Raw genomic sequence first — 17,780 nt, forward strand, 5'->3', positions numbered from 1 at the left:
CGCGCGCGTGACATGGCAGAACTACGGGGCATTCGCCGCGCTCGCGGTACTGGTGATCATCGTGCCGGGGCCGGATTTCGCGTTGATCCTGAAGCATTCGCTACACGGTGGCCGGCGGGCGGGCCTAGCGGCGAGCGCCGGGATCACCACGAGCAATCTCATCCAGGGCAGCGCGGCGGCACTCGGGCTCGGGGCACTGATCGTGGCCAGCGAGCCGGTGTTCCTCGCGCTGCGCTGGGCGGGTATCGCCTATCTCGCCTTCCTCGGCGTGCAGGCGCTGCGCAGCGCGATCGCCGGGAACTACACCGCCCCCGCGGCCGAGACCGGTACCACCGCCCGGGTCTGGACGGCCTACCGCCAGGGTTTCCTGTCCAACATCACCAATCCCAAGGTGCTCACCCTCTACCTCTCGGTGCTGCCGCAGTTCCTCGGCAACGGCACGACCGGCTTCGACGCGCTGCTGCTCGCCTATTCGCACGCGGTGCTCGGCCTAGTGTGGCTGCTGCTGGTGGTCACCGCGCTGCGCTGGATGCGCGGCTGGCTGACCCGCGCCAGGGTGCGCCGCTGGCTGGACGCGGTGACCGGCTGCGTGCTCATCGGTTTCGGCGTCCGGCTGGCCACCGAATAACCGGGCCACCGAATAACCGGCAGCAGACAGCAGTGAGCGCCCGTGCTCCGGTCGCACGGGCGCTCACTGTTCGGTTCTCGCTCGCCTAGATGCTCAGATCGGGCTTGAGCTTGGCGATGCTCCATTCGCGTTTTCGCTTGGCGAGGAAGGTGCTCAGGGCCAGCGCGGCGATCAGGTAGCCGGCGAGCACGAGCACCGAGCGCACCAGGTGCGCGTTGTCCCCACCGGTGATGGTCACCCGCAGTCCCTCGACGAGATAGCTCATCGGCAGCACCGGATGCAGCGCTCTGAAGAACCCGGGCAGGGTCTCCGCCGGATAGGTGCCCGCGCAGGTGGTCAGCTGCAGCAACAGCAGGATCAGGATCACCGCGCTGCCCACTCCGCCGAGCGCCACCCGGCACAGGTGTGCGATCGCGGTGAACGCGGCCGCGGCGAGCACCATGATCCCGAGCAGGGCCCACGGATATCGCGCATCCAGGCCGAGACCGAGGCTGACGACCACATCCAGGAGCACGGCGGCGAGCACACAACAGGTGGCCGCGGGGAGATAACCGGAGAACGCGACCACGAAGCTGTTCGCCTTGCTGGCCAGCGCGCGCTTGGAGATCGGGCGCAGCACGAGGAACGCGGTGATACCGAAGACCACGAGCGCGATGGAGAAGAAGAACGGCGTCAGCCCACGGCCATAGTTGTCCGCCGGGTGCAGGTTCTCGGTGGCCACGTCCACCGGGGAGGCGAGCGTGGCGGCGTTGTCCCGCTGCTGCTGCGAGGACAGCACCGGAAGCTGATCCTTCGCGTCCTTGAGCCCCTTGGACAGTTTGTCCGCCCCGCCGTGCAGGGTGCCGATCCCCTGATTGAGGCTCTTCGCGCCCGGAGTGGCCTGGCCGATCCCGTTGTCCAGGTCGCTCGCGCCCTTGGCCACGTCCTTGGCACCGTTGGAGAGCTGCTGCAGCTTGCCCGCCGCGCCACTGACCTGTGCCTGCAGCTGCGGGGCGTCCGCGGCGACCGCGGAGGCGCCCTGGGCCACCGAGGCGGTGCGGTTCTTCACGGTGCCCGCGGTCGCGTTGACCTGGTTCACCGAGGATGTGAGGTCACCGGCGATCTCGGCGAGCCGCTGATAGGCGGGATCGGACTGCACCTCGGGATGGTTCTGCCCGACCTGGGTGATCCGCCCCTGGATGGTGTCCAGTTTCCCGGAGAACCGGTTGGACACATCGGAGGCCTTGCCCGCGAGGGTGGCCGCGTCGTTCGCCGCCGTCGACGCGGTACCGGTGATCGCGGGGATCGAGTCCGCGATCCGGTTGGCCACCGGGCCGACCCGGTCGTTGATCGTGCCGACCCCGTCGGCGACCTGCTGGGCTCCCGGGGCCAGTTTGTCCGCCCCCGCCTTGAGTTTGTCCAGCCCGGTGACGAGGTCCCCGCTGCCCTTTTGCGCGCTGCCGAGCCCGTCGCGCAACTGGTCGGCGCCCTTCGAGGCGTCGGTGATGCCGTCGTGCAGCCGCTGCATGTTCCCGAACACGGACTGGAAATACGCCGAGACCGCGGCCGCGCTGATCTTGGTCTGCAGCTCGGACTGCACCGTCTGGGCCATCTTCCCGACGATGTAGCCGTTCGCGTCGTCCAGCGTGATCAGCATTCCCGCCCGCTGCGGGGTGCCGTTCGCCCCACTGGCCAGTTTGCGGGAGAAGTCCTCCGGTACCGAGATCTTGAAGTAGTAGCTGCCGTCGTGCACGCCGTTGTCGGCCTCGGCCCGCGAGACGAAGTGCCAGTCGAAGATCCGGTCGTTGCGCAGCTCGTCGGTGAAGATCTTGCCCGCGTCCACGTGCTGGCCCTGCACGTCCACCGGCTTGTCCTCGTTCACCACGGCGACCGGGATCTGGTTGAGCTTGCCGTAGGGGTCCCAGTTCGCCCACAGATAGAGGCCGCCGTAGAGCAGCGGGACGAGCACGATGAACACGAGCGCGGCCCGCTGCAGCGGTTTGCGGAACCGCCGGATCTCCTGCCATGCCAGCTTAAACGCCCGCATTGATTCCCTCCTCGGTTGCGCCGAGTTCGCAGACGGCCGCGCCGTAGCGGCGCGCGATGTCCGCTGAGTGTGTGCTCGCGATGACCGATACGCCGTATCCGCTGAGTTCGGCGAGTGCCGCCCAGATCCGCGCCTGCTGGGCCTGGGTCACCTGCGCGTCCACATCGTCCACGACGAGCGCGGACGGCTTGGCCGCGGCGGCGAGTGCCACGGCGAGCAGCGTCGCGTCATCGGCGGGGAGTTCGCCGACGAAGGCGGCCCCGTCCACGCTGAGCCCGAGCACCCCGGCCGCCCACTCGTAGTCGATGGGTTTCCCGGCGAGCATCCCCGCCTCGGAGCGATGGTCGATCACCCGCAGGTCCGGCTCCAGCTCGGCGGCGCCGGTCACCCGCGCGACCGCGACCGCCTCGCGGACCGCGGACCGCCGGAGTTCCGCGTTGCCCCGCTCGTCGAGCACCCGCAGCGTTCCCGAGCTCGGCTTCGCGCGTCCAGCGAGCGCCAGCAACAGCATGGTCCGTCCGCTGCCCGAGGGTCCGGCCACCGCGGTCAGCGATCCGGTCGGCACGACGAGATCCACGCCGTTGAACACCCAGCCCCGCTTGGTTCCGAGGCTCAGGGCATCCGCGATCAACACCGGAATCGACTCGTTCATCGTCCGTGCCCCTCGCGGGAGCTGGCCAGCTCGATCACTGAGTTCCCCATTTCCGATACGGCTCGTATTCGATACGTTTCGTATCCTAACGGGCATCTCACAGCCAGCAAGCGCGGGGCGAACCAGTGAACTCGCCGCTATTTCGCAGCGCAATCCGGTAATGCGGCGGACCACGGTGGCCCCGCGCACAGTGGCGGAATCGCCGAATTCAGCGCCCGATTCCGGAGGGCTTCCGTTCCGCCGCGGTTTTCCCAGAAGACTGACCGGCGAGGAGTTCGCGCAGATGCTCGGCCACCTTGTTGACATTCGGCGGATCGAGCACGGAAAGGTGATGCCCCGGTGTGGGCACGATCTCCAATTCCTCGCCGAGCACCTCGTCCCACCCCTTCGGCAGATCGTGCCGGTCGAAAATGGGGTCGCGGATCCCGTCCTCCTGCCGGTCGGTGGCGCTGTAGAGCACTACGGGGGCGGACAGGTGCTGCGGGCGGAACCGTTGCAGTGCTTGCACATCCTCGTACGAGGTCCGCTGGTGCCGGATGATCGCGGGCGCGACCTCGGCATTGATGAACCCGTGCGATTCGATGTGCTCGATGATCGCGTCCACCTGCTCGTCCTCGCCGAGCCGGGCGATCTGCTCGTGCGGGATGTCGATCTCCATCCCGTAGTTCGCCCGCAGCACATCGCGGAATCTGGCGAACCGCAGCTCGAGCATGCCCACCTCGTCGAGCCCATCCGGCAGCGGGAGCGGAAGCAGCGTGTCGATCATCGCGACCAGTTCGACCCGCTCCCCCTCGGCCGCCAGCTGGGCAGCGACCGCGTAGGCCAGCGCGCCGCCGAAGGACCAGCCGGCGAGCCGGTAGGGCCCGTGCGGCTGGATCTCACGCAGCAGCGGCAGATACACCGTGACCCGGTCGGTGATGTCCGGGTTTCCGTCCAGCCGGTCGAAGCCGTATACCGCGAGATCCGGATCGAGCTGGTCGACCAGCTGCCGGTACACGAGCGTGTCCCCGCCTCCGGGATGGAACAGGAAAAGCGGCTGACCGGATCCGGTTCCCGCACGCAGCACCCGCACCGGCTGGTCCGGGGTCTCCGGTTCCCGCACCAGCCCGGCGGCGCGCTCCACGGTCTCCGCCTCGCGCAGCGCGGCCACGGTGACCACGTGATCGCTTCGCCTGGTCAGTCGCTCGGCGATCTCCTCCATCGCGGCCTCATCGGCGATCTCGGTCCAGCGCTGGGTCATGCCGATCTCGGTGCCGAGCACCTCGGTGCCGACCGTCTCGAGCAGCCGCTCGGCCGCGTCCCGCGGTGGCACCAGCAGCGGCACCTCGCCGGGCGTGTCCGCGGCCTCGCCGAACACCGTCGCGCCCAGCCAGTCCCGCACCTGCTCGATGCTGGCCCCGCGCAGCAGCAGCGAGGGCGGCAGCAGCGCACCGGTGTCGTGCTGCACGCTGTTCCGGATCCGCACCGCGACAAGGGAATCCACCCCGATACTCGGCAGCGGGGCCCGGGTGTCGAGCGCCTCGCCCGGCACTCCGAGGATGTCGGCCACCCGGTCGAGCAGGCGCGCGGCGAGCAGTTCCCGTGCCCGTTCCGGTTCGAGCGAACGCAGCGCCGACACACCCGGCCAGTCGCCCTCGCCGGTCCGCCGACCGGCGAGCCGTTCCAGGAAGGGCCGCTCGGCCACGTAGTCGGGCAGCTTGTCGAGATGTTCCTCGAGCGGGCGATTCACCCCGATCGCGGTGACATCGGCGGCCAGCGCGGCTTCGAGGGCTTCGATGTTCTCGACCGGATCGGTGGTGCCGATATCGCCGAGCACCGATCCGTCCCGGACCGCTCCCGCCTTGGCCCACACGCCCCAGTTCACCGTGGTCCCGGGCAGCCCGAGCGCCCTGCGGTGCGCCACGATCGCGTCCAGGCAGGCGTTCGCGGGTGAGTAGGCGGCGTGCCCGGGGAAGCTGAGCACGCCCATCATCGAGGAGAACCCGGCCCAGAAGTCCAGTTCGTGTGCCCTGCTCGCCAGGTGCAGCCGCCACGCCCCGGCCACCTTCGGCAGCCAGACCCTGGCAAGCAGTTCCGCATCGGCACGCAGCGCCACCCGGTCGTCGATCACCGCGGCGCCGTGCAGGACCCCGCGCAGCGGAACCGAGCCTTCGACCGCGGCGGCCACCAGGCGTTCGGCGACCCCTTCCTCGGCGATGTCCCCGGTCTCCACCCGGATCTCGGTGCCCTTGGCCGCCAGTTCCTCGATCACTTGGCGGGCCTCGGGTTTCGGCTCCGAGCGTCCATTGAGGACGATCCGCGCGGCGCCCGCCTCGGCGAGCCAGCCGGCCAGCACGAGCCCGATCCCGCCGAGGCCACCGGTGACCACATAGGCGCCGTCGGAACGGACCACGCTCCCCCGCTCCGGCTCCACCGCCAGCTCGGCGCGGGAAAGCCGCGCCACATAACGGTTCCCGGACCGCCAGGCGACCTCGTCCTCGCCCGTGTCCGCGGCCAGTTCCGCGGCTACCGTGGCGCAGTCCCCGGTGTCCTCGATGTCCACCCAGCTCGCGCGCAGTTCCGGGTGCTCGTAGGCGAGCAACCGCACGCTCGCGCGCACCGCGGCGGCCACCGGATCGACCGGGTCCCCGTCGCGCACCGCGGCGGCCCGGGTGGTCAGCAGCACCAGCCCGGTGTGCGCGGCGCCCGCGGTCACCAGGGTGCGCACCAGCTCGTAGAGCCGCTCGTACCACACGTGCCCTCCGGTGACCTCCATCCCGCGCGGGGCACAGAGAATCACTTTGTCCGGCAAGGGATCCACGGTCTCGGTGACGGTGTATCCCGCCTGCCGCAGCGCCTCGTGCAGCGCCGGGTCACCGTCGAGCACGGCGACCGTTCCCGCGGCGGGCACTTCCTCGAGGAGGCGCTGTTCGAGCGGTCGCCGCTCCCATTCGAGGCGGTAGAGCTTGTCCGCGAGGGCGAGCGGGAGATCCTGCTCTCCACTTCGCACCCCGCGCAGCTCGCACAGCACCGAACCCGCCTCGTCGAGCAGCACGCCGTCCGTCCCGTCCCCGCGCAGCCGCACCGCCGCGGCGGGGTCTCCGTACAGCCGCACCGAGGCCACCTCGGTCGCCGCGCCGAGCACTTCGCTGAGCACATCCGGTGCGCACAGCCAGCCGCTGGCGCGCTCCTCGAGCTCGAGCTGCCGCTCCGGCCCCTCCACCGTGGACGGTTCGCTATCCGCGGGCCGGAGCACGAGCCGCGCGTGGGTGCGCGCGGGCGCCCCGCCGACCCGCGAGGTGATCGTGAGGACCGCCGAGTTCCCGGTCTGTTCCGCGAGGCTGCACACCCGCGCCTGTTCGCCGAGCGGCAGCCCGCGCAGCAGCCGCAGTTCCTCGATCGCCACCGGGCGGTCACCGAACAGCGGTGCCGCGGCCGCGCGGGCCATCTCCACGTATTCGGCCGCGCCGAGGTGGGTACCCAGCCAGGGCAGCTGTTCGGCTTCGGGCAGCCGTTCCCGTTGCCACACATGGGTTTTCCCGTCCGGCATCCGGACGTGGGTGCCCAGCAGCCGGTGACCGCCGCCCGCGTCGGGTTCGCGCACCCAGTGCGAGCGCCGCCGCCACGGCGGAAGCGGCAGGTCCACGATCCGCCCGGACTGGGTGGCCGCGCCGAACCCGGCCAGCTGCGCGGCGGCCAGTTCGGTGTGGAACCGCAGGCACGCCGGCTCGTCCCTGCGCAGGCTGTCGAGCACCGTCGCACCGCGATTGCCCGCATCGGCGAGCACATCCGCGGTCGCCCCGGCGAGCACCGGATGCGGGGAGATCTCCACGAACACGTCGAATCCATCGGCCGCGGCCGCCTCGACCGCCGCGGCGAACCGCACCGGTTCGCGCAGGTTCTGCCCCCAGTAGCCCGCGTCGAAGCTCCGCGCGGCCCGCGGATCGGTACCGACCGTGTGATAGCACGGGATGTCCGGCTCGGCGACCGTGATCCCGGCAAGCCCGGCGCTCAGCTCACCGACGAAGGGATCCAGCACCGGGGAATGCGCCGGAGCGGTCACCTTGACCAGTTTCGCCGACACCCCAAGGGATTCCGCCTTCGCGACAACCCGGTGCACGGCCTCGGTCGCCCCGGAGATCACCGTGCTCGAGCGGGAGTTGATCGCGGCGATCCCGGCCTCGGGTTCGGCGCCCAGCAGTTCCTCGACCGAGGCCTGGGGCAGCGCGATACTCGCCATGGTGCCGAATTCGGTGACCGAGTCCAGGATCCGCGAGCGCGCGGCGATGACCTTGACCGCATCGGGAAGTTCGAGTGCCCCGCACACCACGGCCGCGGCCACCTCGCCCATCGAGTGCCCGAGCACCGCGGCGGGGGTCTGCCCGTACGAGCGCCACAGCGCGGCGAGGCCGAGCTGCATCGCGAACAGCACCGGTTGCACGCGTGCCATGCTCACCGGCTCCTGGTCCGTGGTGATCAGTTCGCGGACCGAGAAGCCGCATTCCGCGGCCACCAAGGGTTCCAGTTCGTCGATCGCGGCGGCGAACGCGGGCTCGGTGGCCAGCAGCTCGGTGCCCATGCCCGCCCACTGGGAGCCCTGACCGGAGAACACCCACACCGGACCGGTCGCCCGGGCGCGGCGGCCCTCGAGGACCGCGGCCGAGGACGCCGGTTCCCGCCCGGCGGCCAGGGCCCGCAGCCCCTCGGTCAGACCCGCGGCGTCCTCGGCGACCACGGCCCGGCGCACCGGGCCGGAGAACCGCCGCGCACAGCTGTGGGCCAGATCGCCGGGGTCCCCGGAACCGAGCCAGTCGGCGAGTGCGCCCGCGTATTCGGCCAGCCGACCGGAATCCGCCTCACCGAGCAGCACCCGGTACGGGCCGGTGTGCCGCTCCTGTTCCGGAACCGGTTCCGCCTGCCGCACCACGATGTGCGCGTTCGTGCCGCCGAATCCGAAACCGGAGACACCGGCGACCGCGGGTTCCGCGCGCCGCAGCGGGAACGGTTCGGCGGCCACGGCGAGCCCGAGACCGGCGAAGTCGATATGCGGGTTCGGCGCCGAGTAGTTCAGCGAGGCGGGGAGTTCGCCGTGTCCCAGTGCGAGCACGGTCTTGATCACCCCGGCGATCCCGGCAGCGGCCTCGAGATGCCCCAGATTTCCCTTCACCGAGCCGATCCGGAGCGGTTCGCGGTCTCCACCGCCGAGCACCGCACCGAGCGCGCGGGCCTCGATCGGATCGCCGAGCAGCGTTCCCGTCCCGTGCGCCTCCACGAAGTCCACCCGGGCCGGATCGACCCCGGCATCGGCGTAGGCCGCGCGCAGCACCGCTTGCTGTGCCTCGACGTTCGGCGCGGTGAGTCCGTTGGTGCGGCCATCGGAGTTCACCGCGGAACCGGCGAGCACGGCGAGCACCCGGTCGCCGTCCGCACGCGCATCGGCGAGCCGCTTGAGTACGAGCACCCCGGCCCCCTCGGCGCGCACGATACCGTCGGCGTCCGCGGAGAACGGGCGGCAGCGCCCGCTCGGCGAGCTCACCCCGAGTTTGTCGAAGCTGGCCGTGACCGCGGGGCCGAGCAGCAGGTTCGCGCCACCGGCGAGCGCGTACCGGCAGTCCCCGGCACGCAGCCCACGGATCGCGTTGTGCACCGCGACGAGCGAGGAGGAACAGGCTGTGTCCACCGCCATGCTCGGACCGCGCAGATCGAAGGCGTAGGAGAGCCGGTTCGCCGCGACCGCGAGCGAACCACCCGTGGCGCACCAGGCATCGGCCGAGCGCGGATCGGCGAGCCCGCGGTGCGCGTACTCATTGCCGCTGATTCCGATGTACACCCCGGTTTCGGTGCCCCGCAGGGAATCCGGGGACACCGCCGCGTGCCCCAGTGCCTCCCGCGCCACCTCGAGCAGCATCCGCTGCTGGGGATCCATCCGGCGCGCCTCGGCGGGACTGATCGCGAAGTACTCGGCGTCGAACTCGTCGATCCCGGTCAGGTAACCGCCCGCAGTGCTCGCCGCGGACTCGTCGGCCCAGCGCCCGCGCGGCACGGTGGAAACCGCGTCGGTGCCCGAACGCAGCAGTTCCCAGAAGGCCTCCGGACCGTCCACCGCACCGGGGAAGCGGCAGCCGATCCCGATCACCGCGATCGCGTCATCCGGTTGCCCGGCAACGGTTTCCGGAACCTCGGCGGTTTCCCGTCCGGTACCCGGCGCACCGGTGAGCGCCGCGGCGAGCCCGGCGACGGTCGGGTGATCCCACAGCAGGGTGGCGGGAAGTTCGGCGCCGAGCAGTTGCTCGAGTTCCCCCGCGACACTGACCGCGTCCCGTGAGGAGAGTCCGTGCTCGGCCATCGGCCGGTGCATGTCGATCTCCTCCGGATCGAGGAAACAGACCTCGGCGAGTTGTTCGATGAGCCAGTCGCGCAGTTCCGCTTCGGTCATGTCCCCGCCCGTCCGCTATTTTTCGGTTCGAATCATGTCGAGATACTGCTCGCGGTTCGCCGCGCGGGCGATCTTCCCGCTGGATGTGCGGATGATCCCGCCGGTGGGAATCAGCCGCACATCGCGCAGTTTCACGTCGTGCACCTGGGAAACGGCGCGCTTGACCGAACGGCTGAACTCCTTCTGGTCCACCGCGGCGAGATCGGTCCCCGGCCGCGCCTCGATCAGCACCACCGCACCCTCGGTCTCCCCGTCGTCCACGCTGAACGCGGCGAGGTGCTGGCGCCGGATCACCTCGTGTGCCTGCTCCGCGGTCGCCTCGATGTCCTGCGGGTAGTGGTTCTTGCCGTCGATGATGATGAGGTCCTTCATCCGCCCGGTGATGAACAGCAGGTCCGCGTGGAACATCCCGAGGTCCCCGGTGCGCAGCCACGGCCCCTCCGGAAGCCCCTCCTCGTGCAGCACCCCGCGGAAGGTCGTCTCCGTGGCCTCCGGGGAATCCCAGTACGCCGAGGCGACATTGGCCCCGTAGACCCAGATCTCGCCGACGGTCCCGTCCGGAACCACCTCGCCGGTCCCCCGGTCCACGATGCGCACCAGCTGACCGGCCGGTGTCCCCGCGGCGACCAGCGGGAGGGCGTCCTCGGCGGTGGACTCCACAGCGCGGTTGTCGGCGAGCGCTGCCCGGTCGAAGCCGCGCACCACCGGACCTTCCGATCCGGTGGTCGTGACGTAGACGGTCGCCTCGGCGAGCCCGTAGGAGGGCCGGTGTGCCGACCGGTCGAGCCCGCACGGGCCGAAGGCCTCGGCGAACCGGTCGATCGTGCCCGCACGGATCGGCTCCGCCCCGTTGCGCATCGAATGCACCCGGGAGAGGTCGAGCCGCGCCCGGTCCTCCTCGGTGGTCTTCTTCACCAGCATGTCGAAGGCGAAATTGGGCCCGCCGGTGACCGCGTTCGGGAATTCGGCCAGCAGTTCGAGCCACCGCACGGGTTTGAGAATGAACGCGAACGGCGTGGTGAACACCGCGTGCGCGCCGAGGTGCACCGGGAAACAGATCTGCAGCACGAGCCCCATGTCATGGAACAACGGCAGCCAGCCGACGCAGGTACTCGTCTCGTCCGCGGGGAAACCGGCCGCGCCCTGCGCGCAGTTGGTCGCCACCGCGCGATGGGTGATCACCGCACCCGCCGGGGTCCGGGTGGAACCGGATGTGTACTGCAGATAGGCGGGTTCGTCCAGGCCGATCTCCGGGGCCTTGAAGTCCTTCCCGGATCCCTCGGAGATGCCGTCCACGGCGAGGATGTGCCCCGGAGCGGGTACCCCTTCCGTCGTGGCGAGTTCCTCGACCGCGTCCAGGCTCGACGAGGAAGTCAGCCACAGTTTCGGCGCGCAGTTCGCCAGTGCGCCCACCAGGCGGTCCGCGTGCGCACCGAGTTCGGGCGCGAACAGCGGCACCGCGATCCGGCCGGCGAGCAGCGCTCCGAGAAATCCGGTGACATAGTCGTGATTCTGCGGAGCGAGCACCGCGACCCGGTCCCCGGGCGCGGTCTGTTCGGTGACCGCAGCGGCCACATCCCGCACACGGGCAACGAGCTGACGCCAGGTGAGCGTGTGCCGTTCCCCCTGGCGGTCGTTCGTGTAGTCCACGAAGGTCGAGGCGAGCCGATCAGATTCGGCCCGCTGCACCAGATCCTCGGTGATCGGGCGCGCCGCCTGAGTCAATCGCCCCTTGGCGGGCTCCGCCGTCGCGGCTACACCACTACTGACCGACATTTCTTCACCACCGACTTCATCAGGTCTCCGCAGCCGCCGTAAGAATCGGCGCCGCGGTCAACTGCCCAAGTGTCCAGAATGGAAGCGAACTCGTTGTTATTGTCTCTTGATCTCAACTACCGGATTTTTCATGACGTGTCGGGGTGGCCTCAGTTTTTCATTCCTCGGGAAAACAACTTTCCGCGGAACGGCACGCCGGGACGCACCGACCGGCGAGGTGGACCTACTCTCCAGTCACCCCGCAGAGTGAGCAAGACAGTATCACCCGATCGACTGGTCCGCCACACGAACGTGAACCGAGTTTTGCACTGGGCCACCACGCCCGGCGAGGGTCTTATGAACCTGTTTTCGCTAGCTCACCGACAGTCTGTCCCGCAGGAAGGGCCAGGCCTTGCCCAGCTCACGCTGCCAGTACGGCCAGTCATGGGTACCGGTCCCGATGCTTGCCGTATAGGAAATCCCCAGCTTATCGAGGCGCCGTGTGAAGCTTCTGTTCGAGGAGGAGACCAGCCGCTCGACAAGTCCACTTCCCGGGAACACTGCGTCACCATTGGCCTTCCGACCATCGCCCCAGGCAAGATACAACGCCGTCCCGCGAAACCGCTCGGCTTGCCGGAAAGGATCCCTACTCACCCATGCGGAGGAGTTGTCCCGTGGATTTCCGAACGGCGCGTAACCAGGCTCCCCCTGTCGGCGAAGCGTGAAACAAACGAACGCGGAGACAAAACGTTTCGTAATATGTGGTAAACCACTCAGCGAGACCGCGGTGGTGAAAAGCGAAGGGTGATTCGCGGCATAGGCCAGCGCCCCGTATCCGCCCATCGAAATTCCGGCGACCGACCACTCCGGTGCGAGCGCGCATCCACCGAGCAGCCGCCGCGGAACTTCTTCGAGATGAAAACGCTCCCATTCCGGTCTGCTCCCGCGACTGTCCGGGTGTGACCAATCGGTGTAGTAACCGACCACACCCGCCTCCGGGGCGACCAGGATCGCATCGGTGTCCTCGGCCAGCTCGAGCAGGTTCGTCTTGTCCACCCAGCAACGTGGATCGTCATCACTGCCGTGCAGCAGATAGAGCACCGGCGTGGGGTAACCCGCGTGCCAGTTCTTCGGGAAGACGAGCAGACACTCGGCACGGCGCCCGAGCGCGGCCGAGTCGAAGGAGCACAGCCGCACTCGTTCGTCCCCGTACTCGTCCTCGATCCGGACGCCCGAATCGAGAGCATGATCACGGAACGCACGCATCGCTTCCATGGCAATCTTCCTCTCTCGAGAGCATCACGCGATCGGGGGCCGTAGGATAACGCCCAGTCATGAGGGTTCGGTCACGAGGAGTCAGGTGAACACTACCGAGGTATACGCGCCCCGGGTAGGGCAACGCCCATGGCTCGCGCTCGCCGCCACCGTGGTCGGTGCGATCATGGTGGGTCTCGACGGCACCGCCGTCACGATCGCGGCACCCTATGTCGCCCGGGATGTGCACGCGACGCTGCCCGAACTGGAGTTCATCGCGAACGCCTATCTCATCGCCCTCGCGATCGGGCTGCTCCCGGCCGGACGGGTCGCCGACCGGATCGGGCGGCGGACCACGTTCATGATCGGCGTGCTCGGCTTCGGGCTCAGCTCGGTCGGCATCGCCCTTTCCGGAAGCGTGACCGCGCTGATCGTGTTCCGGGCGATCCAGGGGCTCGCCGGCGCCCTGCTGCAGCCCGCCGCGCTCGCCCTGCTGCGCACCGCCTTCGACGCGAAACGTCTCCCGCTCGCGCTCGGCGTGTGGAGCGGGGTGAACGCGCTCGCGATCGGGCTCGGCCCGGTGCTGGCCGGGGTGATCGTGGAATATCTCGATTGGCCCGCCATCTTCCTGATCAACCTGCCGATCGGGATCATCGCCGCGGTCAGTGCGCTGTTCGCGGTCCAGGAATCGCACGCCCGCGATGCCAAGGTGCTCAGCTCGCTGCGCACCCTGCTCACCCATCGCACGGTGCTCGTCACGAGCGCGGTGATCGCGCTGAGCTCGTTCGGCATCTTCGGGCTGCTGTTCATGCTCACCCTCTACCTGCAGAACGTGCTCGGCCTTTCCCCGATCGTCGCCGGGTTGTGGATTCTCGGCCCGACGGCCACGGTGGTGTTCTCCGCGCTGATCGGCGGGGCGCTCGGCGAACGATTCGGCCCGCGCTGGCCGATGACCGCCGGACTGCTGTTCGTCGGCTGCGGCATCTTCGGCGTGGCCGGTGCCGGACAGCCGGCCGGTTACTGGGAACTCGTACTGCCCGCGTTGGGTGTCGGGATCGGCACCGGGCTGTGCGTGGTGCCCGCGACCAACGCCCTGCTCGCGGCCGCCGGGGAACGGCTCACCGGCATCGCATCGGCCGTACAGCAGGCGGGCAGTCAGTTCGGCGGGCTGCTCGGGATCGCGCTGCTCGGCACGGTGCTCTCCTCCACCGTCGCGGGTTCCGTACCGTCGGGCACCACCGGCGTGGACGACATCGCACAGGGCATGGTGCCCCATGGGGTGACCGCCGATGTCGCGCACACGGCGTTCACCAGCGGGATGAACATCGCCCTGATCGTGGCAGCCGGGATCACCGTGCTCGGTGCGCTCGGGACCGCGCTGCTCGCGCGGCGCTGAGCTGCTCCGCGGTGTCCACATCCCGCGCTTCGTCCCCCTGCGCGGTAAGCGTGGCGACCGGGAGCTTCCCGATGGTGGAGCGCAGCGAGGCATCCGCGGGATCGTCCGGTATCGCGGCGCGCAGTTCCGCGGTGCGCCAGGCCCCGGCGAGCCATTGCGCCCGGCCTTCCCCGTCCCGCAACACGACCCCGGCGGATCCCGGTTCCGTATCGAGCGCGGCCAGCAACCGCCGCACGGTCGAGGCAGTGAACGCGGGCAGATCCGCCGCGCACAGCACCAGTCTCCGGGGAACCGGCGCGGTCAGGGCCGCGAGACCCGCGGCGAGCGCGGCGACCGGACCCGATCCCGGGGGCTGTTCCCTCGTCCAGCTCGCCCCGGTCACCTCGGGGCGGCGCGGGCCGACGACCACGCGCTGATCCGCCCCGTCCAGCGCGGCGAGCACCTGTTCGAGCAGGCTGTGCGCACCGACCCGGAGCATCGGCTTGTCCACCCCGCTGAGCCTGCGTGCCGCCCCGCCGGCGAGCACGATCGCCGCGTACGAGTCAGAGCACCCGGGTGGCATACGGCATGATATCGCCGTAGCGCACCGAGGTGATGCGCACGCGCATGCCCGACTGCGGTGCCTCGATCATCTGCCCGTTGCCGATGTAGAGCGCCACGTGATGGATGCCCGAACGGCCCCAGAACAGCATGTCGCCGGGCTGCTTCTGGGAAAGCGGCACATGGGTTCCCGCGGTGTACTGGTAACCGGAGTACGAGGCGAGCGAGATCCCGGCCGCCGCGAAGGCGTAGGTCATCAGGCCCGAGCAGTCGAAGCCGGAGTGCATGTAGTCGCCGTAGGAGTCGGCGACCCCGCCGTCGTGGATCCCGATGGTCGGGCCGCTGGCGTTACCGCCGCCCCAGGAGTACCGGATCCCGAGCGCCGATTTGGCCCTGGCGATCACCGCCGATGCCGAGCCGCCGGTCGCGTGCGAGACATGCCCGCCACCGCTGCCACTGCTGCTACCGCCGCCCCCGCCCGAGGAGGACGAGGCGGCCGCTTCGGCCGCTGCCTGCTGCGCGGCCTGCTCCTGTTCGGCCTGCTTGGCCGCGAGCCATTCGTTGTACTTCTTGCGCGCGTCGGTGAGCCCGCCGACCTTCGCCTGCGCATCGTTGAGCTGTTGCTCCAGCTCCTGCTTGCGCTGGGTGATCGACTGCGTCTGCTGCTGCTGGCCCTGCTGCGCGGTGATCGCGGCCTGCTTGGCGCTGTCCGCGGTGCTCTTGGCCTGTTCCGCGCTCGCCTGCTTGCGCTGGGCCTCGGCGAGCGCTGCCCGTGCCGTGGACTCCTTGTTCGCCTTCTCGGTGCGCGCCCGCTGCATCGTCTCGAGCGCGTTCAGCTTCGCCCCGCTCACCGCGTTGAGCAGGGAGGCGCGCTCGAGGAATTCCTGCGGGTTCTTGGAACCGAGATAGGCCGACATCGAACCGACCGTGCTGCCCTGTTCATAGCTGCCCGCGGCGAACGCGTCCAGATCGGCCCGCGCTTTCTGCACCTGCGCGTCCGCGGCGTCGACCTGACCGCGTGCCGCCTGTGCCGACTGCTCGGCCTTACTCGCGGCCTGCTGGGCGGACTGCATGTCCACCATCGCCTTCTTGGCCTGCTCCATCTTGAGCTCGACCTGGCTCTGCAGCTGATTGAGCTGTGCCTCCGCCTGGGAGAGCTGATTGGTGATGGAACCGACCTCACCGGCACGCTTGTTCACATCCGCGCGGCCGGAGTCGATCTCGTTGTCGCTCGGGTTCGGCGGCGGTGGCGGCACGGCCGCGACGACGCCACTGAACGTCATCACCGCGGCGAGCGTCAACGCGCCCAGCACCCCCGTGCGACGCAGCGCCGACCCCCTCGTCGTGGCTCGATCCGCCACGTCCTTCACCTCCCGACCAGGCTGAGTGGCCCAGTTCTCCCAAGTGCACCACGCATCACGCTAGGCAACTGTGCCACCTGACCCCCGGTTTGACCAGGTAACTCAGGAAAAACATGCTTATCAAACGTCACAATTACCTCAACAGAAGCAACCTGAACCGATCAAGGTTGCCGAGTGTAGATCAACTTCGGCGCACCGGGCCACGATCGTGCGAGCGGCCCCACCGTGAGTGGTTCCCGATGGGGCCGCTCGGCGGGGCACCGGATGTCAGCGCGGTTCGGGGAGCACCCGGGAGCCGATCGCGAAGATCAGGGACAGTACCGCGACCACGACGACGAGGGTGCTGAACCCGGCGTGCATGCCACTCGTGCCGAAGGCGTTGAGTACGGTGCCGAGCCCGGCCACCCCGATCGCGAGCGAGATCTGTTGCACCGTGGTCATCGTGCCGCCGCCGGTACCCGCCCGCTCGGTGGGCACATCGGCGAGCACCACCCGGAACAGCGGGCCCATGACCAGTCCGTTTCCCCCACCGATCGCGGCGATCCACGGCGCCACCGCCGCGATCCCCACGTCCGGCCAGGCGAGGAACACGGTGATGCCGATCCCGATCAGTCCGGCCAGCTGCACCAGGATGCCGATCCGCATGACCCGCCCGCCGAACCGGTTCACCAGCCGAGGCGCGGACAACGAGGCCGTCAGGAAGGCCAGCCCGAGCGGGACCAGGGCCAGCCCGCACTCCAGTGCACTGAACCCGAGGCCCTGCTGGAGCGCGAACACGTAGCCGAAGGTGAACCCGCCCCAGCCGAGGAAGAACGGCACGCTGACCAGGAGTCCCCTGCGCAGCGATGGCATCCGGAGCAGCGAGGGGGCCAGCAGCGGCGCACCACCGGAGTGCTCGATCCGCTGCTGCGTGCGGAAGAACGCCAGCGCCGCGAACGGGACCGCGAGCAGCGGCGCGAAGATCCACAGCGGCCAGCCGAGCGACTGCCCTTCGAGCAGCGGCACCATCAGCAACAGCACGGTCAACCCGAGCAGCATGGTGCCGCGCAGATCCAGCCTGGACCGGATCTCGGAGCGGGTACCGGGCATCCAGCGCGCCGCACCGATCAGCGCGAGGATCCCGATCGGCACGTTCACCAGGAAGATCGGCCGCCATCCGGAACCCGCGATGTCCGCGGCGACCAGTACCCCGCCGGCGAGCTGACCGACCACCGAGGCGATCCCTCCGGTGGCCCCGAACGCGCCGATCGCCTTGGCGCGCGCCGCACCCGTGGTCGCCGCGGTGATCGTGCCGAGCACCTGGGGAACCATCATCGCGGCCGAGGCGCCCTGGGCCACCCGCGCGGCGACGAGCACCGCGGGCGTCGGGGCGAGCCCGCAGGCCAGCGAGGTCAGCGTGAAGGCGGCCATGCCGATCAGGAACAGCCGTTTGCGGCCGATGTTGTCCCCGAGACGGCCGCCGAGGACGAGGAACAGTGCGTAGGAGAGGCCGTATCCGGCCACGATCAGTTCTTCGGAGGACCGGCTCATGTGCAGTTCGGCACCCATCGAGGGCAGCGCCACGTTGACGATGAACACGTCGACGATGGCGAGGAACTGGCCACCGAGCACGGTCAGCAGGCCGAGCAGCGGCAGGGTTCCCGGTGTCGCCGGCGCCCTGCGCGTCCCGATCCGGGGTTCGCTTGTGACGGTCATGAGAGCGGGCCTTTCGTGAGCATCGCAGCGAGCCCTGGCGAGCGAGGAGCGCAACGAA

At 69.7% G+C, this 17,780-nt stretch carries 10 protein-coding genes; 2 read left to right on the forward strand and 8 right to left on the reverse strand.

Going from position 1 to position 17,780, the window contains the following annotated elements; all coding sequences use genetic code 11:
- The first annotated feature begins 7 nt into the window (after window positions 1-7).
- A complete protein-coding gene (locus tag AD72_RS18275) occupies window positions 8-628 on the forward strand; it encodes a LysE family translocator (protein WP_031467744.1) in 621 nt (206 codons plus the stop codon).
- A gap of 85 nt (window positions 629-713) precedes the next feature.
- Here AD72_RS18275 and AD72_RS18280 read toward each other — a convergent pair whose 3' ends face one another.
- The 5 genes from AD72_RS18280 to AD72_RS18300 form a co-directional block, all read right to left on the reverse strand.
- Entirely contained in the window at window positions 714-2,654 is a 1,941-nt protein-coding gene (locus tag AD72_RS18280; protein WP_031467745.1) for a YhgE/Pip family protein, read from the reverse strand.
- Window positions 2,641-3,306 carry an ATP-binding cassette domain-containing protein gene (locus AD72_RS18285; RefSeq protein WP_051898748.1) on the reverse strand — a complete coding sequence of 222 codons (666 nt, stop codon included), beginning with the start codon at window positions 3,304-3,306 and terminating at the stop codon, window positions 2,641-2,643. Before AD72_RS18285 ends, AD72_RS18280 begins: the two co-directional genes overlap by 14 nt.
- Before the next feature lie 208 nt (window positions 3,307-3,514).
- Window positions 3,515-9,721, reverse strand: coding sequence for a type I polyketide synthase (locus AD72_RS18290; RefSeq protein ID WP_051898749.1), 6,207 nt, complete (start codon window positions 9,719-9,721; stop codon window positions 3,515-3,517).
- A 15-nt stretch (window positions 9,722-9,736) separates the two neighbouring features.
- Window positions 9,737-11,497: a fatty acyl-AMP ligase gene (locus tag AD72_RS18295; protein WP_031467748.1), complete on the reverse strand. Its 1,761-nt coding sequence runs from the start codon at window positions 11,495-11,497 to the stop codon at window positions 9,737-9,739.
- Between the two features lie 351 nt (window positions 11,498-11,848).
- Complete coding sequence (locus tag AD72_RS18300; protein WP_031467749.1) at window positions 11,849-12,751, reverse strand: alpha/beta hydrolase-fold protein; 903 nt, start codon at window positions 12,749-12,751, stop codon at window positions 11,849-11,851.
- Window positions 12,752-12,836: 85 nt separating this feature from the next.
- Here AD72_RS18300 and AD72_RS18305 point away from each other — a divergent pair, with 85 nt between their 5' ends.
- On the forward strand, window positions 12,837-14,126 hold the full coding sequence (locus AD72_RS18305; protein ID WP_031467750.1) for an MFS transporter: 1,290 nt from the start codon (window positions 12,837-12,839) through the stop codon (window positions 14,124-14,126).
- On the opposite strand, the gene mobA is transcribed toward AD72_RS18305, so the two are convergent.
- From mobA to AD72_RS18320, 3 genes are all read right to left on the reverse strand, one after another.
- On the reverse strand, window positions 14,080-14,688 hold the full coding sequence (gene mobA / locus AD72_RS18310; protein WP_051898751.1) for a molybdenum cofactor guanylyltransferase: 609 nt from the start codon (window positions 14,686-14,688) through the stop codon (window positions 14,080-14,082). The genes AD72_RS18305 and mobA overlap by 47 nt on opposite strands.
- Complete coding sequence (locus AD72_RS18315; protein WP_343123732.1) at window positions 14,669-16,027, reverse strand: NlpC/P60 family protein; 1,359 nt, start codon at window positions 16,025-16,027, stop codon at window positions 14,669-14,671. The genes mobA and AD72_RS18315 overlap by 20 nt, the downstream gene beginning before the upstream one ends.
- Window positions 16,028-16,294: 267 nt before the next feature.
- Window positions 16,295-17,722, reverse strand: coding sequence for an MFS transporter (locus tag AD72_RS18320; RefSeq protein ID WP_031467753.1), 1,428 nt, complete (start codon window positions 17,720-17,722; stop codon window positions 16,295-16,297).
- Window positions 17,723-17,780: the final 58 nt, after the last annotated feature.

Origin of the sequence: Sciscionella sediminilitoris, from assembly GCF_000737195.2 — a bacterium.
GTDB lineage: Bacteria > Actinomycetota > Actinomycetes > Mycobacteriales > Pseudonocardiaceae > Sciscionella > Sciscionella sediminilitoris.

Excerpts from the sequence above, each read along its gene's own strand:
- AD72_RS18280 (WP_031467745.1), bottom strand. The coding sequence starts at position 2,654 with ATGCGGGCGTTTAAGCTGGCATGGCAGGAGATCCGGCGGTTCCGCAAA.
- AD72_RS18285 (WP_051898748.1), bottom strand. The coding sequence starts at position 3,306 with ATGAACGAGTCGATTCCGGTGTTGATCGCGGATGCCCTGAGCCTCGGA.
- AD72_RS18290 (WP_051898749.1), bottom strand. The coding sequence starts at position 9,721 with ATGACCGAAGCGGAACTGCGCGACTGGCTCATCGAACAACTCGCCGAG.
- AD72_RS18295 (WP_031467748.1), bottom strand. The coding sequence starts at position 11,497 with ATGTCGGTCAGTAGTGGTGTAGCCGCGACGGCGGAGCCCGCCAAGGGG.
- AD72_RS18300 (WP_031467749.1), bottom strand. The coding sequence starts at position 12,751 with ATGGAAGCGATGCGTGCGTTCCGTGATCATGCTCTCGATTCGGGCGTC.
- mobA (WP_051898751.1), bottom strand. The coding sequence starts at position 14,688 with ATGCCACCCGGGTGCTCTGACTCGTACGCGGCGATCGTGCTCGCCGGC.
- AD72_RS18320 (WP_031467753.1), bottom strand. The coding sequence starts at position 17,722 with ATGACCGTCACAAGCGAACCCCGGATCGGGACGCGCAGGGCGCCGGCG.